Source organism: Desulfovulcanus sp., assembly GCF_982781345.1.
Genome location: NZ_CEYAEZ010000001.1, coordinates 1 through 17,816 on the forward strand (window position 1 = coordinate 1; position 17,816 = coordinate 17,816).

Sequence of the window (17,816 nt, forward strand, 5' to 3'; positions counted from 1 at the left end):
AGAGCGGGTAAAAATGAACACTAAGTAAAAATCAAAAAGTTATTTAGTCAAATTTCTTAATCTAATTATATAGTCCAAGTGACCAATAACCAGCTCTAATGTCAATAGATGGTGGTAAAAATAAGTTGTTTTCGAGGAAATATAAAAATTCTTAGGTTGACGGGGAAAATCATTTTGGTTAAATGAGGATTCTTCACGGAGAGGTGGCCGAGTTGGCTGAAGGCGCTCGCCTGCTAAGCGAGTATAGGGGCTAAAACCTCTATCGAGGGTTCAAATCCCTCCCTCTCCGCCACAGATGATAATACTTCCCGGACTTTTGCGTCCGGGTTTTTTATTTTGGGAAGAGATTTTCTTTGTCTACTTTACAACAGGCATGATACTTTTTAAAAATGCAAGGACTTGACTAATACTCCTAAACTTTTTATATATTTTCTGCTTGATTGACTTATGCGGAGGGATGGCCGAGTGGTTGAAGGCGGCGGTCTTGAAAACCGTTGACCCTTGACCGGGTCCGGGAGTTCGAATCTCTCTCCCTCCGCCACCATGTTTATAAGCCCACCTCCGAGGTGGGCTTTTTTGTATAGTTTAAACGAAAGGCGAAAGGTAAAAAGGTAAAAGCTCGAAAGGCTAAGAAAGGGATTTAAAAGTTAACCTATTAGCTTTTAAAAACCCTAGATTTTATATATCACACCTAAAACCTTTCATCTTAAATCCAAATAAATCTATGAACTCAAAAAAGGACTGGGAACAGCTTCTCCAATTTGACCGCGAGCATATCTGGCATCCGTACACATCCATGTTGGACCCTCTGCCTGTTTACCCAGTGGTAGAGGCTAGGGGAGTACGCTTAAAACTTGCAGATGGCCGGGAACTCATTGACGGCATGGCCTCCTGGTGGGCGGTAATTCACGGCTATAATCATCCTCTCCTTAATGAAGCCTTGGAATCACAGCTAAAAAAAATGGCTCATGTTATGTTTGGTGGGCTCACCCACCAGCCTGCGGTTGAGCTTGCTAACCTGCTTATCCAGATTGTTCCCAAGCCGTTGCAAAAAGTCTTTTTTTCTGATTCTGGCTCTGTCTCTGTAGAGGTAGCTCTGAAAATGGCCCTCCAGTACTGGCAAGCTAAGGGCAAAACACGCAAAGCGAAGTTTTTAAGCCTGGCCAAAGGATATCATGGTGACACGTTTGGGGCCATGTCTGTTTGCGATCCCATAACCGGGATGCACAAACTATTTACCCATTTTTTACCAAAAAATTTCTTTGTTTCAGCACCAGAATGTTCATTTGATGCTTCGTGGGATGAAAAATACATTGCGGAGTTTAAAACTCTTCTTCAAAAACATCATGAAGAGATTGCCGCGGTCATTCTGGAGCCCATTGTTCAAGGTGCTGGTGGCATGCGTTTTTATGCTCCTCAGTATCTACTTCGGGTTCGGGAACTGTGTACCCAGTATCAAGTGCTTCTAATTGCAGATGAAATTGCCACGGGCTTTGGTCGCACAGGCAAACTATTTGCCTGTGAGCACAGTCAGATTTGTCCTGATATCATGTGTTTGGGCAAGGCCTTGACTGGTGGATATATGACTTTGGCTGCCACTTTATGTACGGATAAAGTAGCTGAAACGATTTCGGGAGTCGAGCCTGGCGTTTTTATGCACGGTCCAACCTTTATGGCCAATCCTCTGGCGTGTTCAGTGGCCAGGGCCAGCGTCCGGCTTTTGCTAAATTCTGTCTGGCAGGACAAGATTATGAGTATCGAAAAACAGCTAAAAAAAGAGCTGGCCCCTTGCCAGGACTTGCCGGCAGTCAAGGAAGTTCGTGTTTTAGGGGGGATTGGCGTTGTTGAAGTTAAAGAAAACATTGATGTAGCCTGGATGCAAAAAGAGTTTGTACGTCTGGGGGTATGGATCAGGCCTTTTTTGAACCTTATATATATCATGCCGCCGTATATCATTTCCACAGACGAGATAAGCAGGCTAACTCAGGCTATTTTTTCTGTTGTCAGGAAAGTTAATGCTAAGTCTTCCTGAAAAGATTTTCATCACAGGTACAGATACGGATGTGGGCAAAACAATTATTTCTGCCCTCCTTGTTCTGGGGCTAGGAGCCAAGTATTGGAAGCCAATACAAAGCGGCACAGAAGAGGGCACTGATGCCCAAAAAATTCAAAACATGACCGGACTGGATGAAGAATATATTTTCCCCGAGGTTTACAAACTAAAGGCCCCTCTTTCCCCGCATCTGGCTGCTAGGCTAGAAGGTATAAGTATAGACATAGACCAGATTGTCCTTCCTGAAACCCAAGGCCCGCTCATCGTTGAGGGGGCTGGAGGGATTATGGTTCCGGTAAATGAAGAGCAGTTTATGCTCGATCTCATGCAAAGGCTCGCGCTCCCGGTTCTGGTTGTTGCCAGAAGCACTTTGGGCACCATCAACCATACTCTCCTGACCATTGATAAACTCCGCCTAGCAAGGCTTGAGATCATGGGCGTGGTCTTAAATGGACCTAAAAATATTGAGAACAAAAAGGCCATAGAAAAATATGGAAAAGTTAATGTATTGGCTGAAGTGGAGCCTTTACCTGAGCTTACGCCTCAGGGGGTACAAGAGGCATTTAGACGATATTTTGGGGGAAAAGGGGAGAATGCACTATCCACCCCTTCTTAAAACAATTCAATTTGAGGACCTTCGTCTTTATCTGTTGTTAGAGTTTTTCCCGTTACGTTTTCATGTACTTGGCGTTCGCTATGCATTTTGTACTCGGTAACCATTTCTTCAGTCTTAAAATGCTGCAGGTCCTTGAGCTGCTCCTGGTCATTTTTGTGGATTATGTCCAAAAATTTTTGAGTATGCGAGTTAATTTTATTTAAAGTTTCCACTACATTTTCTATTCTTTGACGAGTAATATCCTGAAATTGAATGTTGCTCATGGCCTCCATAAGCAAATTTGCAGCTTCCTGTGTTTTAGTGTGCATTTTGGCAAGCATCTCTTGGTGGATTCTATCCAACTCATCATAGGCATGAAGTAGATCAAAAAGCTGGTTGTTCAACTGATCAAAGTTACGTTTTTGTTTGAGGCTATATTCTTTGTCCAATGTAGATGCAAAACGGCGTTCGACACTTTTAACTAATCCAAAAATTTGTTTTTGCATCTCATCGGCTGCTTGTTGAGATTTTGTAGAAAGTTTGTGCACTTCATCAGCAACTACCGCAAAGCCTCGTCCTGCTTCACCGGCGCGAGCTGCTTCAATAGCTGCATTTAAAGCCAGGAGCTTGGTTTGATCTGCTACTCCTTTGACCAAAGTAATTAAATCTACTAATTTTTTTATATCATCTAAAACAAGACGCATATTTTTTTCATTTTCCTGTGCCTCAACAAGGCGCTCTTCGGCCCCCTTTTGCATTGATTCAAGAGTATCCTTCCAATGAGTAGAGTCTGACCCTTCTGTTAGTTGTTTTACTTGATCCATAGATTCTGTTACAACGTGTAAAAGTTCCTGAACAGATTTATCTACGTGATCTAGACGTTCAACAATATCTTTAGCAGCATCTTCTGTATCTCTAGTTACTGTATACAATTGATCCTGAATAATTTTATTAGTTAGGGAAAACTCTTGTAGACTTTTTTCCACTTTTTCTACAAAAAGTGGATGAATTTCTAAAGTTAAATCATCATCTACTGCTGTATCTGTCTCTGAGATTTCTTCAGCCAAGGTGAGACTGTTTAGTTCGTCAACCAATGCTGTTAGTTTATGAGAAATATTTGTTAAAGTTGTATACAATTCATGAAGAAAAGACACAGTATCGTCGACTGAATTAAAGTCGCTAATTTGTGACAAAGAAACAGAGAGGCTTGTCATATTTTCATTTCCCTTTAGTTTGGTTAACTCTTTATACAACCGGTGCATAGTCTCTATTAGTTCTGTAACCTCACGACTAATCTGGCGGGTTAATTGAATTAACTCTTTCTTTTTTTGAAGCTCTGTTTCTTGTCCGAAATATTGTCCTATAAAGGAGCATAACCAGGTAATGAGCAGCAAGGCAGGGATAGACAGAGCAATATTTAGCCCGCTCGATGTAGCAAACACCCAGTGCAGACCAAATCCGCCCGCCCCGGCGAGTAGACAAACAAGCCACAGGCTTAGCCACCTTGGAATTTTTTTCATTTCTTTCCTCCCATAAGCAGGGTCCAATTTGTTCTCTATTTTGACTTTATATAACTTTTTCAGTTTGTTAGGTTCCTGGCAAGACCCTCTTGATCACCGCTAACAGATCCTGGGCCTTTACTGGTTTGACCAACCAGCCAGTGGCCCCGGCTTTTTTGGCCTCCTGGCGTTTAGCCTGCTGGGACTCTGTGGTGAGCATAAGAATAGGTACGAAGCGAAATCCTGGTAGTTTGCGCAGTTCCTTGATCAAAGTCATGCCATCCATAATCGGCATATTAAGATCAGTAATAACCAAGTTAGGTTTCAGCCCAGCATTTATTTTGTCAAGCGCCTTCTGGCCATTTTCTGCCTTTTCAACCTTATAGCCGGCTTTGGTTAAAATAGTAGTCATACTTAAAAGTAAGGTGCTTGAGTCATCCACGAGCAAAATTGTTTTCATAGTTATCCCCCTTTTTTACGAAAATTATCGTTTCCACAAAGTTTCTAACTCTTCAGCTAACAGGTGGTAGTCCATGGCCCCAGGGCTTTTGGGAGCATAATGACTAACCGGTTGGCCAGCAGCAAAGGCCTCTGCTAGGCGCACATTAGTACGGATGCCGCGCAAAATACGTTGCTGGCCAAATTGGGCGGTCAGTTCTCTGATTACCTGCTGATGCATTTTGATTCGTCGATCAAACATAACCGGAAAAAGTCCTATCAGCCTTAACTCCTTATTATAATTAGTAGCCACTTGATAAAACAAGCGTGCCATTTGGCGTACGCCAATTCCGGCGAGATAATGGGGCAAGAAAGGAATTAATACCCCATGTGCAGCAGCCAAAGCATTAACCAGGATAAGGTCTAAAGTAGGTGGTGTGTCCAGGATAATACGGGCAAAAGATTGGTGGGCAAGAAGATCAGCCAACTGGCGTTTTAAAATCAAGTTGTCAGGATCAGCTTTGCTTGTTTGAAAATCTAAATTTGCGGGCACGAAATAGAGATTTTCGAAATCCGTTTTATGGACTGCTGTGTGCAGACGAAATTGAGGGTCATGAAACATGTCGTGGGCATAAAGGCCGAATTTTCTTATGTCTTTAAAGCCAAGCCCCCAACCAGCATGACCTTGGGTGTCTAGATCAATTAGTAAACATTTTTTGCCTTGCCTTGCCCACTCCGCAGCCAGGTTTACGGCAGTAGTTGTCTTGCCTGTTCCACCCTTACGGTTAGCTATGGCTACGATCAGTGTATGTTGAATCATTTTCAGGCCTTATGTCTTACCTTTGCAAGTACTGTCTGCAAAAATTCGTCTTCCGGAGGGGAAGCAATTTCCGGTTGCAGGGCCATCAAAACTTGAAGAATGGCTGTGTGAATGTGCTGTGCCTGCTTAAGGTCTAATTTGCCAGCAGGGTGCTCTTTTAACCAATCAAGGAGAGGCTCGGCCTCTTCCACCGTGCAAATATCTGAAAAAATAGCTGTATCTTCGGTAATTTTTATAGGCATTTGACCAACTCCTTAAGGTTAAGAACCAGAAGTACTCGTCCATCGCCAAGCAAGGTGGCTCCGGCATAAATGCGAAATTTAGCCATCAGGCCTTCCAAAGGTTTTAAAATGATGTCTACCCCCTCGTGAAACTTGTCCACAATCAGGCCCAATTCCTCCCTGCCAGTATTGACTACTAATATCGCCTCTTCTTCAGTCTCTTTCCTAGCGTTTTCTTGGGTAGAGAGTTGAAGAACATCACCTAAGCGACATAAAGGAATCAGACGATTTCGTAAAATAACGGTCTCTTTATTTTTGATCAGATGGATGTCATTTGCGGGCACGCGTACTGTTTCCATTACACTTTCTATGGGTACTCCAAAGATTTCTCCTCCAACCTCAATCATGAGTACTCTGGTTACAGCCATGGTTAAGGGTAGAGAAAGGCTGATGACTGTACCCCGCCCTTTTTCGCTTTTAATGGAGATGCTTCCACCGGCCTTTTCAACCATGGTTCGGACGGCATCCATGCCTACTCCTCGACCGGAAACATCAGATACCTGTTCAGCCGTGGACAGACCCGGGGCAAAAATAAGTTGAAGGGCTTCCTCTTCTGTAATTTGGTCCAGCTTTTCTTCATTGATTAGTCCCTTTTCATAGGCTTTGCGTTTAACTATTTCCGGATCAATTCCTCGGCCGTCATCACTAATTTCAATAACTACCTGATCCTCTAGGTGGATAGCGCGTAAACGGACTTCTCCTTCTATAGGCTTACCCAAAGTCTCTCTTTCTTCTGGGGGTTCTATGCCGTGATCGATGCTGTTACGCAGAAGATGTACCAGTGGCTCAGCCAGGTCTTCAACAACATTTTTGTCCGCTTCTGTTTCCTCTCCTTCTATAATCAATCTGACTTTCTTGCCTAGTCTTCGGCTTAAATCTCTTACTAGGCGAGGGAAGCGTTGAAACACATGCGATACGGGAACCATGCGCACCTGCATCACAGCTGTTTGCAACTCTTCACAGATACGATTTATAGCTCCGTATTGTGTTTTAAGTTCCTTAGCCATCTCCCTACTCTGAAAAACCTCTTCAGCCCTTTTGGCCAGAAAAGGCAAGCTGTTTTTAGCCACTACCAGTTCACTTACAAGGTCCATTAGGACATCTATGCGTTTTTGGTCTACCTTTAATACCTTGATCGTCTGCTTAACCGGAGGGCTCGGTTTTACAACTGGTTTTTTTTCTGTTTCTTGCTGAACAGGGGCCTGTTTCTCCGGTTCCTTGCGGATTGGTTCTGGCTCTGTACTGTCCTTGGATGATAAGATGTCGTTTATAAAAGAGAGAAGGGGAGAAAAATTTTTTTCTTTTTGAGCCTTATCTATAAGGGCAGAAATTTCTTCCGTGCTTTTCTCTATTGTAGAGAAAGGCAGACTGCGTTTTAAAACTTCGCCAATACTTAATAAACGTCCTGTCCATAGCTCAGGAGTGCAAGGAAGCTGGAGCAACTTTTGTTGAGTGCGCAAAATGTCGAGGGCCAACTTAGTGGTAAGTTCATTTTTTTGTTCTTTTTCCTGTGGGTAGTCAATATTATTTTCTTCTTGTTCTTCAACAACTTCTCCTTCTGGCATTATGCCAGTGGCAACGGCTTGGACCAGATTTTTTATCAGGCTTTCATTTGGTCCGCTTGGATGCTCCAAAACTACTTTTAACCAGCGCAGGGCCGAGGCCTGGAAAAGGTCTGGACCAGCCACTTCTAGGGCCACATCAACAACTTTGAGCAGAGATGACCAGTCCTTGTCATCAATTAACTTTGTGGCGTCCTGAACAAACAAGCCAAAGGGTTCGTTATCGCCAACATCTCCTTGCGGGAAAATTAAGTCTTGTACGGAAATTCTGGTCTGCTGTACTTCTTCTTCAACATAGGTAAAAAGCTCCTTTATCTCTTCCAGGGAAGCCCTAGTCAAAGCATAAAATTGTACCAGGCAGGTAAATGGATCAAACTCGTTTATATCCGGCCACGGTTCTCTTGTTTCTATGCCAAACCAACAAAGTTCAGGGATTTGACGCATGGTATAAAGGGGATCATCGCCATTAAAAAAACACTGTTCGTCTGGTATATAGGTTATAGTCAGCAATGTATCATTTAGATTTTGGGCTTGCCGTACAATACCTTGGCGATCCTCTTCACTGATTTTGGCCAGCCAATCAATACTTGAAGCCAACTCAGTTTCATGGCCATTGTCAGTTTTTTGTCCTCCCTCTTCCTGGGCAAAATTAGTAATCATGCCCCTTAACTTTGTTTTTAGTTCTTCACTTATCTCTTCTGCATCCGGCGACAACTTTTCTTCTGCTTCCAAGTCGTCCAGCCAAGTATTTACCTGATCCAAGCTATCTAAAAGGATATCCACCATATCTGGAGATAGTTTTAGGCGGCCTTCACGAACTATATCTAATACATCCTCGGCAGCATGAACTACATTGGTTAAGGGAGCAATATCAAATAAGCCAGAGGAGCCTTTAATGGTATGGATAGCTCGGAAGAGACTATTTAGTATGTTTAAATCATCCGGATTATTTTCCAGGTGCAGAAAAGCCTGGCTGGCTTCTTCTAGGAGTTCGCGGGATTCGTTTATAAACTCTTGTAAAAGCGTATTCATCTTGTCCCTCCCACCAAGATGTTAACGATACTTTGGAGTACCTCTGGCTGCACGGGTTTAACCAGATAATAATTTGCCCCGGCCTCATAGGCCTGTGCTTCATCTTGCTCGCCGGCTTCTGTGCTGATCATAATGGCCGGGATAGACATTAACTCCGGATTCTGGCGTACTTCTTTTAAAAAACGATACCCATCCATCTTGGGCATGTTCACATCTACGAGCAATAAGTCAAAATTATCACGCATCATCTTTTCTAATGCCTCTACTCCATTTGCTGCCTCTTCTGCTTTCAGTCCTATTTCTTCTACTTGTTGACGGTGATACATGCGGACTGTAACTGCATCATCAACTATCAATACCCGTTTCATGACTATCTCCAGGTGGTTAAGGGTTTTTGATAGACAATGGCCTGGGGGAATTTTCGCACCTTAAATAAGGAAGTTATTCGACTCATGGACTCTGAATGTCCTAAGAAGATAATTCCTCCAGGGTTTAAGCTATCGTAAAATGCCTCAGCAGCCTTGCGACGGGATACATCGTCAAAATAGATCAAAAGGTTGCGACAAAAAATAAGATCAAAGTCTCGCATTTTTTTTGTATCCTCAAAGTCACAGATGTTTATCTGTCTAAAATCAATGGCTTCGCGCAAATCTTGGTCAATAAGATAACGGCCACCTGATAATTGTTTAAAATACTTTCTTAAAATTTCTCGAGGTAAATATTGTACGGAACGAGAATTATATATTCCTTGTTTGGATTTTTCTAATACTGTGGTATCAATATCAGAGGCAACAATCTCTACATCTACTTCATCAATAAGAGGCCAGTATTCCAAAATGTAAATGGCAATAGAATAGGGTTCTTCACCAGTGGAGCAGGGTATGGACCAGATACGAATGAGATCCTCTTTTTTGCGTTGGACAATTTCCGGCAATACAGATTCAACCATGCACTTTAGTTGATATTCTTCCCGAAAGAAATAGGTCTCATTAACAGTCATTAAGTTGACTAGCTCTTGGAATTCCTTGCCTGAGGCCTGAAAACGCATAAAGGTGAAATAAGAACGAAAGTTACTATGGCCAGTAGCTTTAATGCGTTCGATCAATCTTTTGTCCACAAAATAGCGTTTGGAATTCCCAAAATATATACCTGTTTTACGATAAAAGTAGTCGCGAAAGCGTTCAAAATCTGTATCCGAAATCTTGATTTGAGACATGGTTATGCTTCACTCTTAGTCCGTTCAATAACAGTATCTACGGCAAAGGCAATATATGGTTCGTTGGCAAAACGTTTTTTGACCTCTAAAAGAGCAGGGATCATTTCAGGAGTCCCTACCTCTGCCAAGCGATCCAAGGCAGCAGCCACCACATTAACATGGTTATCGGTCATGATTACCTGTAAAAGCCATTCTGGCACCTGGGCATGTGGAAGAACCTGTAAAATATCTACAGCAAAGATACGTACATCAGAATCAGGGTCGCGCAAGAGTTTCTCTATATAAGGAGCTACGGCTTCGGGTAATGCCTGAAGAACTTCTATTACTTTATTGCGAAGCCCTGCATCATCACTGCGTAAAAAAGGAATGAGATTCTTTACAACCTCTTCGCCGCCAATGGTTAATAAGCTATTAAGAATGGCCTCTTGCACACTTAACACCTGCTCTTTCTGAAGACGGCGGCACAACGGTTCTACAGCCTGTTCAAAACCAGCTAGTTCTCTGGCAGCCCACCGTCGAATCTGTATATCAGGATCATTAAGCTGATTTATAAGACCCTGAAAATTACGCTTCAAAGACCTTCGTTCTTCTTTAGGTTTTGATTTTTGTATATCTCTTGCTTTTTTTAAGGCCATGTTTTTCTCTCCCTTTCGGTTTTTACATGGTCCATTTTATCAGGCGGTCAGCAATTTTATGTACAGGCAGAACCACATCTGCACCGCCGCGCTCTATAAGTTCTCTAGGCATGCCAAAGACTACAGCTGTCTCTTCAGATTCAGCAATTGTTCTTCCTCCCAGACGATGTAATTCTGTCATGGCTTCTGCTCCATCATACCCCATGCCAGTTAGTTGGACAGCAATGATATCCTTGGGATCAAGACACTTGAGAGCAGAGCGCACCATTCGTTCTATACTGGGATGCCATAAAAGTTGATTGTCCACAGGGAGATTTACAGCAACCTTTCGCCCTAACTTTCGTCTGACCTCGACATCCGCATCACCTTGGGCAATAAGAATTTCTCCGACCTGCAGGGGCAAGGGACGGTTTACCTCGCGTACTTCCAGTTGACAGCTTTGGTTCAAGCGTTTGGCAAAAACATTGGTAAAACGTGCCGGCATATGTTGGGCCACCAGTACAGGCAAGGGGAAGTCAGGGGGTAGTTGGGTTAGAATTTCTTCCAGGGCCCCAGGGCCGCCAGTAGAGCAACCGATTAGAACGAGGCCGGGAATATCTTTAGTTATTTTGGGTTTAGCTTTTTTTATAGTGACTTTTTCGGGCTTTGCCCTATGAATACGCAGTTTGGACCAACGCGTTCGTGAACGGGCCACAGCCCGTATCTTCGCAATGAGTTCTGGCCGAATATCCTTGATGCTTAAGGAAATTGTGCCCCCGGGCTTGGGAATGTAATCCACTGCGCCCAACTCCAGGGCCTCAAATGTGGCCAGAGCCCCTTTTTCGGTCAATGAGGAAACCATGATCACTGGACGGGGGAATTCGGTCATGATGTGACTTAAACAAGTCAACCCGTCCATTACGGGCATATTGATGTCTAGGGTAATGACATCGGGGTCTACTTTGGGAATTTGGTCTAAAGCATCCTGTCCATCTCTGGCCGTAAAAACTTCTATATCACCTTCTTCTTCCAGCATTTCCCGAATGTATTTGCGCATCAGGGCTGAATCGTCCACAACTAAAACGCGCAGCATCCTTTCCTCCACTGTTTTGAAAATTTAGGTTATAGAGAGGGCTAACTACCGGCTAACGCTTCCGGTTCCTTATTTTTTTCATTCACACCCTCTAGCTCGTATACTTCCTGTTCGTCTAACAACTTACTAACGTCTAGAATCAAGATCATCCTGTTCTGATCTTTCAGGTTGGCCACTTTACCCATTATTCGCGCCTGGTCTGCAGATAGCTTTGGTGAGTCTTCAATCACCTGGCTTGGAATGCGCAATACTTCAGATACAGCATCCACTATAAATCCACTGCGCAATCCATCAATATTAAAGACAATGATCCGCTGGCTATCCTTACGTTCAATGGCCTTTAGGCCAAAACGTTTGCGCATATCAATTACAGGTAAAACAGTACCCCGCAAGTTGATCATTCCTTCAATAAAGTCTGGCGTTTTGGGCACAACATTCATTTCTTCAGGAATCAAGATGATCTCCTGTATTGCATCAATCATTACGCCATATTCCTGATCAGCCAGTTGGAATACAACTAACTGAATTTCTTCATCTTCTGTATTTTTTTGATTTAGATCAGCTGTCTTCATATCTTCCTCCCCGTCCTCAAACTCCTGTCCTGTTTCAACAGCGGCCTGCATGGCTGGATGTTGAAAAAGATCTTTTGCCGAGAGCACAGAAATAAGCCTTTTTCCTCCATTTAAATGACAAACCGCCTTTATTTCATCTACCTCTCCACTGTTTGCGAGTAGACCAGGCATCTGCTCCCAGTCTTCTTCAGCAACATATAAGACTTCCTGTACTCGATCTACCACGATGCCAACAGTTTGTGGACGTCTGACAGCCCCATTGTCCAAGGTAACGACCAGAATACGGTTACTTTCATCCACTTCCGCATTAGTTAATCCGAACATCCGACGCAAACTAACTAGGGGCAGCATCTGGTGACGAAAATTAATCAACCCCAAGACATGAGGATCTGTCTGCGGGACATGATTGATTTCTTCTGGAACGCGTACGATTTCTTTGAGCTCAGAAATCTCAAAGGCATATTCCTGGTTGTCCAGGAAAAAGCTTACAAGCTGGCGGGCACTGTCGTTTTCTTCCTCTTCACTTTCTTTCCGTTCTATAAAACCCTGGCTCTCCCTTTTTTGATCCTCTGAGTCTGCCTCCTCCAAAAGAGATGAAAATTCTTTCTGGATTAAGGAGCGGACATCTAAAAGTTGAATCAGGCTGTGTCCTCCAACGTCTTTAACTACTCCGCTCAGTAATTCTACGCGTACTGTTGATTGGACAGAGTCAACATCCTCAATCTTGTCTGGCTCTACGCTTAATACACGGTCTACCCGGTCCACCACCAGACCAATGGGGTGGCCAGAATCAATAATGATAACCCTACTAGTCTCAGTAAGTTCTGAGGCTGGCAGGCCTAAGTTAAGACGTAAATCTAGCACAGGCAGGACAGTCCCCCGCAAATTTGCCAACCCCATAAGACTTGCCGGGGTCAAGGGCACACTAACTGTTTCCGGGACCCAAATAATTTCTAGGACTGTATGCATGGGAAAGGCAAAACACTCTTTCCCAATATAAAAAGTTATGTATTGATTTAGATCTTCTGCTTCTATCAAGTCCAAACCTTCTCCTTCAGGTGGAGAATGGTCCGCTGACATTTTCGTTGCTTGCATCGCCATTACATCCTCCTCTTTTATGAACTCTGGAGTTCATCTGCGACAGAAGCGATCTCCTCTGTGGCTGCAGCCAGTTCTTCAATTCCTTTGGCTTGCTCTTGTGCTGCTGTGCTTGCTTCAGCTGTTGCTGACCCGGCCTCCTCAGCCGCAGCCGCGATTTCATCAATGCCTTTTTTGGCTTGGGAGAGAGCAGTGACGATCTCAATGCTGGCATCGTAAATAACTTGGTTGCCATTGACTACATTTCTCATTTGGGAGGAAATATCATCCAGCTTCTGCGTAGTGCCTTCCGCCTTTTTCACTTCCTCCATAGCTGCGTTCACAATTTCTGCTAGATAGTTGCTTACGTACATGATCTGATCCTGAATACTTTTGACCAACTCCTTGACCTGCTCTGCGTTTTCAGCCGCATCACTGGCGAGGTTTTGAATGTCTGTAGAAACTACAGCAAAACCTTTCCCGTACTCCCCGGCCCGAGCAGCCTCTATGGCCCCACTGACTGCCAGCATGCTTGTCTGGATGGCCACAGTAGCAATGGTATCCACAATTTTATCCATACGCCGCACAATTTTATCCAATTGCTGCATGGCTTCCCGATTTTTTAAGCTTTCTTGCAGATTGTTCTTAATGCCTTCTATCATTTCTTTCACGGCTTCGATGTTTTCTGCTACAAAGTTTGCCATGTTTTCGCCTTTGTTCATGGCTTCTTTGGCGTTATCTTCAGTCACCCGGGCATTTTTTTCGATCTGACTGATGCTGGCCGCAATTTCTTGTACGGCAGCACTCTGCTGGTCAGCTCCTTTGCTAATTTGGGTTATAGCCGCCATAATTTCCTGGCTGGCGCGGTGATTTTCTTCAATGGCAGCGGCCAGTTCCTCGGCTGCTGCAGCGACTTCTTCAGCACTCTTGGTTATATCTGTGCTGTTTTTTAAATCTTCAGCCAACTCTTCCAGTTCTTGAGCAGCCTTTTCACTTTGCTCTAGAGCAATCTTTTGTTGCTCAACATTATTTAAGGCCTCTTCGCAGGCCGCTGCTTGTTCTTCGGCTGCCGCGGCAATGTCTTCCGCTCCTTTTTGTGCCTCAACAGAGGCCTGCTCCACTTCTACAGCATTCTGGGCAATGTTCTCTGCACTCTGATAGATCTCTCCCATACCATTTTTGATCTCTTCGAGCTGTGCAGTTATATTAGTTCCCTTATCGGCCTCTTTTTTGACTGTTTCCGCTGAAGTATTTATCCCCCTACTCAGGGCTTGCATCTGAGTCTGGATCTGCTCCACCAGCTGGGCAATATTGACGGCATTTTTTTCGGTCTTTTCGGCCAATGTACGTACTGTGTCGGCAACTACCGCAAAACCTTTTCCATGTTTACCTGCCCGCGCTGCTTCTATGGCTGCATTTAAAGCCAATAGATTGGTTTTATCCGCTATCTTGATTACGGCCTTAACTGTTTCATTTATCTTGTCCGCCTGCTTTTCTAATTCAGCCATCTTTTCTACAGACTCTGATTGCCTTTCGGCTCCTAGAACAACACTATCCACCAAGGCTCCAATTTCTACCCGTGCTTCTTCAAGAAGCTGCTGTAATTTTTTAACTTGAGTCCTGGATTCTTCAGCATTGTCTGCTTGTTCCTTAACCCGTTTCACTATCTGGTTCATGGCAGCGAGAGATTCTTGCGTTGCCCCGCTTGCCTCTTCTGCTCCACCAGCGATCTGTTCCATGGCCTTGGCTAATTCTTCTACAGCCGTTAAAGCCTGGGTAACACCGCTGGCCAATTCTGTTGAGGCCATAGCAATACGCTCTGCCGCTTGTTGTTGTTTAGCCAAGGTCCTGGCCCTACGTCTTTTTTCTTCAGCCTCTCTTCTCGCTCGGGCAGCAGAAGTATCCTGCTTAACCGTATCGGAATTAAGCCGTCTTTTTGACTCTGATACTTGTTTTTTTAAAGGCATAATTAATCCTCCCGCTGTGTTACGTTTTGCAGTTTGTGTTTAGTGCTTATTATTCTAATCAAAAATAAAAAACGGCCTGTAGCTCAGAAAGCCACAGACCGTTTTTATTCAAAAAAATTAGTAAATTATTTTGAGCTGGTGGCAAACTAAAAAATGGCATGAAAAATAAATAATTTTTTATCATTTATTTTCAAACTAAAGTTTAGATTTTTTTACGCTATTAATTCAGCATTTTGACACTATTTATTCTAGCATAAACTTATCAATTAGTTAAGATTTAACTCGTGTGATTTTTTGCAGTTTAAAATTTGAGATTGCGTCAAGGCTGACGCCCCTCGCAATGATTTAGCGCTCATCCTGTCACTGCTATGTTTAATGTAAAGTCAACTGGAACTTACTTAATTTACCGTGAAAATACCCATCTTACTTTTTTAAGCCGGGGGGATGACAAAATCTCTTGTTATGAGTGTTTAGGTTAAACTTAAACTTGTTTGATGATTATCGTGAGAGTTAATAATAAGCTAGAATTTTTTGGTTTGAGGCCACGTTAACCACGGTTCGCCTTTCTTCCCCGGACCTTTTTCAAAAGCGGGAGTAACGGATGTGAGGATATAACCCAGGCGTTTCACTGAGATATTCAGGTTAGGATGGTTCAAAGGCTCACCAAAAACTATAAAGCAAATTTTGCGCCAAAAAATAAATAATATCTATTACTTACTTTAAAATGGATTTTTAAACTTGCAAGGGCTATGTGTCAAGTTGAGCTTAAAGATTTTCAGGCCTACTTTAATGGCCATGTGCATCTAGTTGATTTTATACGAAATGTATGAGGACTATATTTGTCCGGATGTGTTTGGCGGGTTTGTAAAGAGAAAATCGCAGTCCTGGCTTAACTTGGAACCATATGATATTGTTGTCCCTAGGGTGCATCCCGATAGCTGCACTTGGGCTGAGTAGGTGAGTAAGGTGGAGATGGATGATATGAAAATGACTTTTGAGATTTTAGAAGCTTGGCCAATGCAGATGGAGCAGAGGGGATATGGGATTTCGTATTTCTGTCCATGTATTTGTTATGTCCCTAATAATCATCTTCCTCCTCCATTTCTTTTAAACTTTTCGGTGAGAATTGGAGCATAATTCGTTTAGTCCAAAACTGGCATTTGCTCATTTTTTCTTTTAAAATTTTGAGTTCCCGGACTAGTTGTTCTTCCAATTTTTGTTGCTGATCTAGAACTGTCTGCAGGCTCGCTTCCAATTCTTCAACCCTTTTTAAAATATCGTTGTATGGTCTATCCGGGTTTGCGTTTTGTTTCTTCTGCTCCCGCCAAATGAGCCACAAAGCTCTTTTCATTTTTCGGTATCCCCGGTCCAGAACCGCAATGTCCGCGCGCAACTTTTGTTCCATACTTATGGCGTCGGCCATCTTTTCCAGCGCCTTGGATTGAGATCTGACCAATTCCATAAAAAAATCATTGGGCTGATCAACCAGTACAGATGGAGAAAATTCTTCTTTCTGTTTCTGTTCGTTGCTTAACTGGGGATTTTGTGGGAACTTGCGGGACAAAATTTTTTCCACTTCCTCGCTATTTTTATTTTGAGCAAATTCATTAACAATTAAGGCAAAGACTTCCAATGCCTCTGGTTTATAACGTCGTTTGCGGCCCTGACCAATGTAGGGCAAAAACCGCTCGAATTTATCTCGATAGTAGCGGATATTGCTCTCAGGTACATTTAGCCTATGGGCTATCTCTTTGATGGTTAATAGTTCATCAGACATAATATAGATGTTCCTGGTCCATTAGTTTGGACTTAAGAATAACCTATGTTATACTTTTAGTAAACCAAGGGAAGGGGGTGCATCCGATGGCTGCACTTTGGTTGAGTAGTTGAGTGAGGTGAGTGGGGAGAGTAAGGTGAGTAGGGTGGAGATGGGTGATATGAAAATGACTTTTGAGACATTAGAAACTTGGTCAATGCAGGTGGAGCATAGTGGATATGGGATTCCGAAGTATAATTTTTCCCTGATTGGCTCCAGAGTCCGGGTTATTACCACTGCACAGGTTTGATTTCTGAATTATGATAAAATTTTGCTAAAGAACTTGTAGCCGAATCTTTTTATCAACTTAACTTCCATGGTTTATTCTAGTCTTGGTTTCATTCATGCTGGTACAAAGATTTGGACCCATCTACCCCTGTTGAATACTGGCAAAGCCAGCCCAGCTTCGCTGGATTCAACTGGGTAAAAGGCTTGCTTGCGGACAGAGCATAATGGGATATTTAGGTAAACAAAAACTCTTTTTATTGTCGATAGTTATGGTCAATCCCGTAAAACATTTAGCCCATTCACCCCGATGCTCTGTTTTTCCGCAAGCTTCCCTAAGATGGGTTACCCAAGCCGTTTGTAATGCATTTCAGTAACCAGGACTTTCAATCAGCGGTTAAAATAGGGTTTGGCCATAGGCTCCTATAATGTGGACGAACTGATGGAGTGCTTAAAAGTGCATTGCAAGGTCGTAACTCCCTAGAGTATTACTCTTTTTCCTCGGAGTTACCGCTTAACTGTTGGACAGGAGTTGGATAAAATGGTCAAAAAAGCAAAAAGGGTTTACGGAGATTGGCCGTAAACCCTTATTTTTTATGTGGCCCGCCCTGCACGATTCGAACGTGCGACCTACGGATTCGAAGTCCGGCGCTCTATCCAGCTGAGCTAAGGGCGGAAGTATTAGCCTTCTTCACTTTCAGGACCGTGTTCTATATGGAAAATAGTAATTATAATACCTACAACTGCCAGGCCTAAAGCTAAAATAACACCCGAAAACATATTGCCCCCCTTGTTTTAAATAAATTTTTAACTACCAAACTCTGTTCACAAACAACTATAAGCCGATTTTAAACCCAATGCAATAATTTTTCTCTTAGTTGACAGAGCCGCAAGACTTGAACAAGCCCGGTCGCCAAACGTGCTCGTTAATCAACTCCGGAAGCTGAAGTAATAAT

General features: G+C 43.2%; 15 protein-coding genes and 3 tRNA genes. 5 read left to right on the forward strand and 13 right to left on the reverse strand.

Translation table 11 applies throughout. The annotated features are described in order from the left end of the window. Positions 1-197: 197 nt before the first annotated feature. The 4 genes from AC3WVG_RS00005 to bioD all read left to right on the forward strand — a co-directional run bounded on the left by AC3WVG_RS00005 (position 198) and on the right by bioD (position 2,669). Positions 198-292, forward strand: a tRNA-Ser gene (locus tag AC3WVG_RS00005). A gap of 159 nt (positions 293-451) precedes the next feature. Next, positions 452-541: transfer RNA gene (locus AC3WVG_RS00010), tRNA-Ser, on the forward strand. Between the two features lie 183 nt (positions 542-724). After that, the gene (gene bioA, locus AC3WVG_RS00015; RefSeq protein ID WP_488796138.1) at positions 725-2,032 is read left to right on the forward strand and encodes an adenosylmethionine--8-amino-7-oxononanoate transaminase; all 1,308 of its coding nucleotides are present in this window, start codon (positions 725-727) and stop codon (positions 2,030-2,032) included. Further along, the gene (gene bioD / locus AC3WVG_RS00020; protein WP_488796139.1) at positions 2,016-2,669 is read left to right on the forward strand and encodes a dethiobiotin synthase; all 654 of its coding nucleotides are present in this window, start codon (positions 2,016-2,018) and stop codon (positions 2,667-2,669) included. Before bioA ends, bioD begins: the two co-directional genes overlap by 17 nt. On the opposite strand, the gene AC3WVG_RS00025 is transcribed toward bioD, so the two are convergent. From AC3WVG_RS00025 to AC3WVG_RS00080, 12 genes are all read right to left on the reverse strand, one after another. Further along, positions 2,666-4,168 (reverse strand): methyl-accepting chemotaxis protein, encoded by a 1,503-nt coding sequence (locus AC3WVG_RS00025; protein ID WP_488796140.1) that lies wholly within the window; start codon positions 4,166-4,168, stop codon positions 2,666-2,668. The genes bioD and AC3WVG_RS00025 overlap by 4 nt on opposite strands. Before the next feature lie 67 nt (positions 4,169-4,235). Continuing rightward, entirely contained in the window at positions 4,236-4,607 is a 372-nt protein-coding gene (locus AC3WVG_RS00030) for a response regulator (RefSeq protein ID WP_488796141.1), read from the reverse strand. 24 nt (positions 4,608-4,631) lie between these two features. Then, on the reverse strand, positions 4,632-5,405 hold the full coding sequence (locus AC3WVG_RS00035) for a ParA family protein (RefSeq protein WP_488796142.1): 774 nt from the start codon (positions 5,403-5,405) through the stop codon (positions 4,632-4,634). Between the two features lie 2 nt (positions 5,406-5,407). Continuing rightward, complete coding sequence (locus AC3WVG_RS00040) at positions 5,408-5,647, reverse strand: hypothetical protein (RefSeq protein ID WP_252380225.1); 240 nt, start codon at positions 5,645-5,647, stop codon at positions 5,408-5,410. Beyond that, the gene (locus AC3WVG_RS00045; protein WP_488796143.1) at positions 5,638-8,280 is read right to left on the reverse strand and encodes a chemotaxis protein CheA; all 2,643 of its coding nucleotides are present in this window, start codon (positions 8,278-8,280) and stop codon (positions 5,638-5,640) included. The genes AC3WVG_RS00040 and AC3WVG_RS00045 overlap by 10 nt, the downstream gene beginning before the upstream one ends. Then, the gene (locus tag AC3WVG_RS00050) at positions 8,277-8,648 is read right to left on the reverse strand and encodes a response regulator (protein ID WP_488796144.1); all 372 of its coding nucleotides are present in this window, start codon (positions 8,646-8,648) and stop codon (positions 8,277-8,279) included. Before AC3WVG_RS00050 ends, AC3WVG_RS00045 begins: the two co-directional genes overlap by 4 nt. A 2-nt stretch (positions 8,649-8,650) precedes the next feature. Further along, positions 8,651-9,496, reverse strand: a complete 846-nt coding sequence (locus AC3WVG_RS00055) for a CheR family methyltransferase (RefSeq protein WP_488796145.1) — start codon at positions 9,494-9,496, stop codon at positions 8,651-8,653. A 2-nt stretch (positions 9,497-9,498) separates the two neighbouring features. Beyond that, complete coding sequence (locus AC3WVG_RS00060) at positions 9,499-10,131, reverse strand: HEAT repeat domain-containing protein (RefSeq protein WP_488796146.1); 633 nt, start codon at positions 10,129-10,131, stop codon at positions 9,499-9,501. A gap of 22 nt (positions 10,132-10,153) precedes the next feature. Continuing rightward, the gene (locus tag AC3WVG_RS00065) at positions 10,154-11,203 is read right to left on the reverse strand and encodes a protein-glutamate methylesterase/protein-glutamine glutaminase (RefSeq protein ID WP_488796147.1); all 1,050 of its coding nucleotides are present in this window, start codon (positions 11,201-11,203) and stop codon (positions 10,154-10,156) included. Between the two features lie 41 nt (positions 11,204-11,244). Next, complete coding sequence (locus tag AC3WVG_RS00070) at positions 11,245-12,876, reverse strand: chemotaxis protein CheW (protein WP_488796148.1); 1,632 nt, start codon at positions 12,874-12,876, stop codon at positions 11,245-11,247. Between the two features lie 14 nt (positions 12,877-12,890). Further along, complete coding sequence (locus AC3WVG_RS00075; RefSeq protein WP_488796149.1) at positions 12,891-14,819, reverse strand: methyl-accepting chemotaxis protein; 1,929 nt, start codon at positions 14,817-14,819, stop codon at positions 12,891-12,893. A gap of 1,078 nt (positions 14,820-15,897) precedes the next feature. After that, positions 15,898-16,596, reverse strand: coding sequence for a MerR family transcriptional regulator (locus tag AC3WVG_RS00080; protein ID WP_488796150.1), 699 nt, complete (start codon positions 16,594-16,596; stop codon positions 15,898-15,900). Between the two features lie 136 nt (positions 16,597-16,732). Here AC3WVG_RS00080 and AC3WVG_RS00085 point away from each other — a divergent pair, with 136 nt between their 5' ends. Continuing rightward, positions 16,733-16,885: a hypothetical protein gene (locus AC3WVG_RS00085; protein WP_488796151.1), complete on the forward strand. Its 153-nt coding sequence runs from the start codon at positions 16,733-16,735 to the stop codon at positions 16,883-16,885. A gap of 574 nt (positions 16,886-17,459) precedes the next feature. On the opposite strand, the gene AC3WVG_RS00090 is transcribed toward AC3WVG_RS00085, so the two are convergent. Continuing rightward, positions 17,460-17,536: transfer RNA gene (locus AC3WVG_RS00090), tRNA-Arg, on the reverse strand. Positions 17,537-17,816: the final 280 nt, after the last annotated feature.